The 2,463-nt window shown below is 67.3% G+C and carries 4 protein-coding genes; 3 read left to right on the top strand and 1 reads right to left on the bottom strand.

Annotated features, from left to right (window positions below; translation table 11 throughout):
- The first annotated feature begins 355 nt into the window (after positions 1 to 355).
- On the top strand, positions 356 to 559 hold the full coding sequence (locus tag AB0G14_RS35350) for a cold-shock protein (protein ID WP_007075740.1): 204 nt from the start codon (positions 356 to 358) through the stop codon (positions 557 to 559).
- 146 nt (positions 560 to 705) lie between these two features.
- On the opposite strand, the gene AB0G14_RS35345 is transcribed toward AB0G14_RS35350, so the two are convergent.
- Entirely contained in the window at positions 706 to 900 is a 195-nt protein-coding gene (locus AB0G14_RS35345; RefSeq protein ID WP_357452205.1) for a hypothetical protein, read from the bottom strand.
- A 241-nt stretch (positions 901 to 1,141) separates the two neighbouring features.
- Here AB0G14_RS35345 and AB0G14_RS35340 point away from each other — a divergent pair, with 241 nt between their 5' ends.
- The gene (locus AB0G14_RS35340; protein WP_357705104.1) at positions 1,142 to 1,750 is read left to right on the top strand and encodes an IS607 family transposase; all 609 of its coding nucleotides are present in this window, start codon (positions 1,142 to 1,144) and stop codon (positions 1,748 to 1,750) included.
- 149 nt (positions 1,751 to 1,899) lie between these two features.
- Positions 1,900 to 2,391: a hypothetical protein gene (locus AB0G14_RS35335; RefSeq protein WP_357705102.1), complete on the top strand. Its 492-nt coding sequence runs from the start codon at positions 1,900 to 1,902 to the stop codon at positions 2,389 to 2,391.
- Positions 2,392 to 2,463 lie beyond the last annotated feature (72 nt).

Genomic DNA, 2,463 nt, shown 5'->3' with positions numbered 1-2,463 from the left:
AGCTTCTTCGGACCCTGCGGCCTGCGATCCCCACGGATCTCGAACACTGCAACCCCTGATCACGTCAGGCGTTGCAACGATCCCTAGAACCCGAGACGGCGGTGAGGGGGCCTTTCGCACGGCGGTAAGCGCCCACCCAGCGGATCTTCGGCATCCGTCAGGTCACATGTCGGAGAATTTCGTCGGGTAGGCTGTGCAGAGTTTTTGCGTACGTGGTTTGCTGTTCCACGCTGTTGAGAGATGGCGTGGGTTGAGAGAAGTCTCCTTCGATGGGGGCCGCCTCAGGCGCCGCTGCTCGAAAACGGCCAATCGGCCGCACGGCGTGCTCGGCCGCCAGTTTTAGAAGGAGATACACATGGCGCAGGGAACCGTGAAGTGGTTCAACGCTGACAAGGGCTTCGGCTTCATCACCGTCGACGGCGGGGGTGCTGACGTGTTCGTCCACTTCTCGGCCATCCAGACCAGCGGCTACCGCACGCTGGAGGAGAACCAGCGGGTGGAGTTCGAGATCGCCCAGGGTCAGAAGGGTCCGCAGGCCGAGCAGGTTCGCCCCATCTGAGCACCGCCGGTCGGCAGTCGCCGACCAGGGGATGATCCGACGCCCGGATCACCAGTGAAGCCCCGTATCCCGCCCGGGATGCGGGGCTTTCCGCGTATCCGGGTGCGGTCGGCACGCCGGGGCCGGGGGCGGGAGCGCAGGGGCACTCAGCGGCGTCGGCGGGCGCGCAGCCCGGACCAGAGCAGGGCGAGTCCGATCAGGACGACGAGCGGTCCGAGGATCGCCCAGATCCGCTGGTCGGTCATCAGGCTGCCCTCGACGTAGCCGAGGCCCTGCACCGTCCAGACCGCCCCGCCGACCACGGCGAGCAGGCCGAGGGTGAGCGGCAGCCAGCCCTTCATCGTGATTCCCCTCCGTCGATCCCCGTCCCGGGGAACCGTCCGACGAGCCGCTCGCTGCCCGGCCCGATCACCCCGACGTGCCGCCCCGGCCGGGGGAAGGTCCGCTGCTCCATGCCACCGAGCCTAGTGATCCCGCTTATAGGGCTGCGCCACGGGCCGTACGGTTAACAAGACGGACGTACGGTTTGGTGGGGTCTGCTGGTCGATTGGCTAAGTGATCCTGTGTGCTACGTTGTCGGCCGTGTCATTGCTGCGTCTGGGTCCGGCTGCCGAGTACATCGGTGTGCATCCTGTGACTTTGCGTCGGTGGGCGGATGAGGGACGTGTGGCGGTGACGTGGGTGGGTCGGGAGCGTCGTTTCGACTCTGCGTTGCTCGACGTGTTCGTCGGCCGTGTTGAGGTGGACCGGCCGCGGCGTGAGGCGTTGTATGTGCGGGTGTCGGGCACGGCGGGCCAGGAGCCGTCGCTGGTGGCCCAGGAGGCGGAGCTGCGGGCTACGGCTGTCGGCGAGGTAATGGCGGTGTTCAAGGACAGGGCGTCTGGGCTGCGGGAGAACCGGCCCGGTCTGACCCGGCTGTTGAAGGCAGCCGCGGCCGGCGAGTTTACGGTCGTGAGAGTGACCCACAGCGATCGGTTGGCCCGGTTCGGCATCGCGTGGTTGACCGCTCTTCTGGCTCGTGACGGGGTGACCGTCGAGGTGTTGCATCCGAAGGGTTCGGCCGGTGGGGTCGAGGAACTTTTGGATGATTTCTTGTCCCTGGTGGCCATGTTCGCCGGTCGGATGTATGGGATCCGGTCCCGTGATGCGAAGCGTCGACTGTTGGCGGCCGCGGGTGAGGGCGTGGGGTAGTGGCTGGCGCGTGGCTGACGTCAACCACGACCTGCACGGCGTATCGGGCGGTGTGCGGCGGTAAGCCGGGCGTGGCTGGCGTGCGGGCGCCGGTGGCTGGGCGGGTGTTGGCTGGGCGTGTGGGGTGGCTGGCGGACCTGGTGCGGGGTATGGCCGATCGGGTGATCGCTGCGCATTGGTCGGATGCCGATCTTGCGGTTCTTGCCGGTGGTGTCGGGGTTGATGGGAGGCGCCTGCCGAGCAGCGGGTGGATGGCGCTGCGTCGGCTTGGCTGGGGTGCCGTAGCGCCGGCGGGTGTGGTGGTGTCAGACCGGGTTCGTCGGATTGCGGAGGAGGAAGCGGCCCGCGCTTTGCGTTTGGCGTGTCACCGCCGGGCGGTCGTTGCCGCGCTGCTCGCGTCGTGGCCGGACGATCCGTTCGCCCGGACCGGTGAGGATTGGTCGGCGTTGCGGGCGCGGCTACCCGACGGCACCGACAACGCGACGATCCGCAACCGCACGCGGCAGATCGCCGGATACATGGACGTGCATGGTCGGCTGCCGGAGGACTTGTGTGAGTTGGAGGGTCAGCCGGTCGTTTCCCGGCAGGTGAGCCTCGCGGCGGCCGATCGGCAACAGGTCGGAACCTGTCAAGTCAAGTGAGACGTTTTCGTGGTCAGGTGTTCTGTAGATCTGCGGGTTGAGCTGCTGGTTTGTTGATCCACACCGTGGTCG

Source organism: Micromonospora sp. NPDC023814, from assembly GCF_040639595.1.
Lineage (GTDB): Bacteria > Actinomycetota > Actinomycetes > Mycobacteriales > Micromonosporaceae > Micromonospora.
This window is presented reverse-complemented; position numbering and strand designations above follow the sequence as displayed.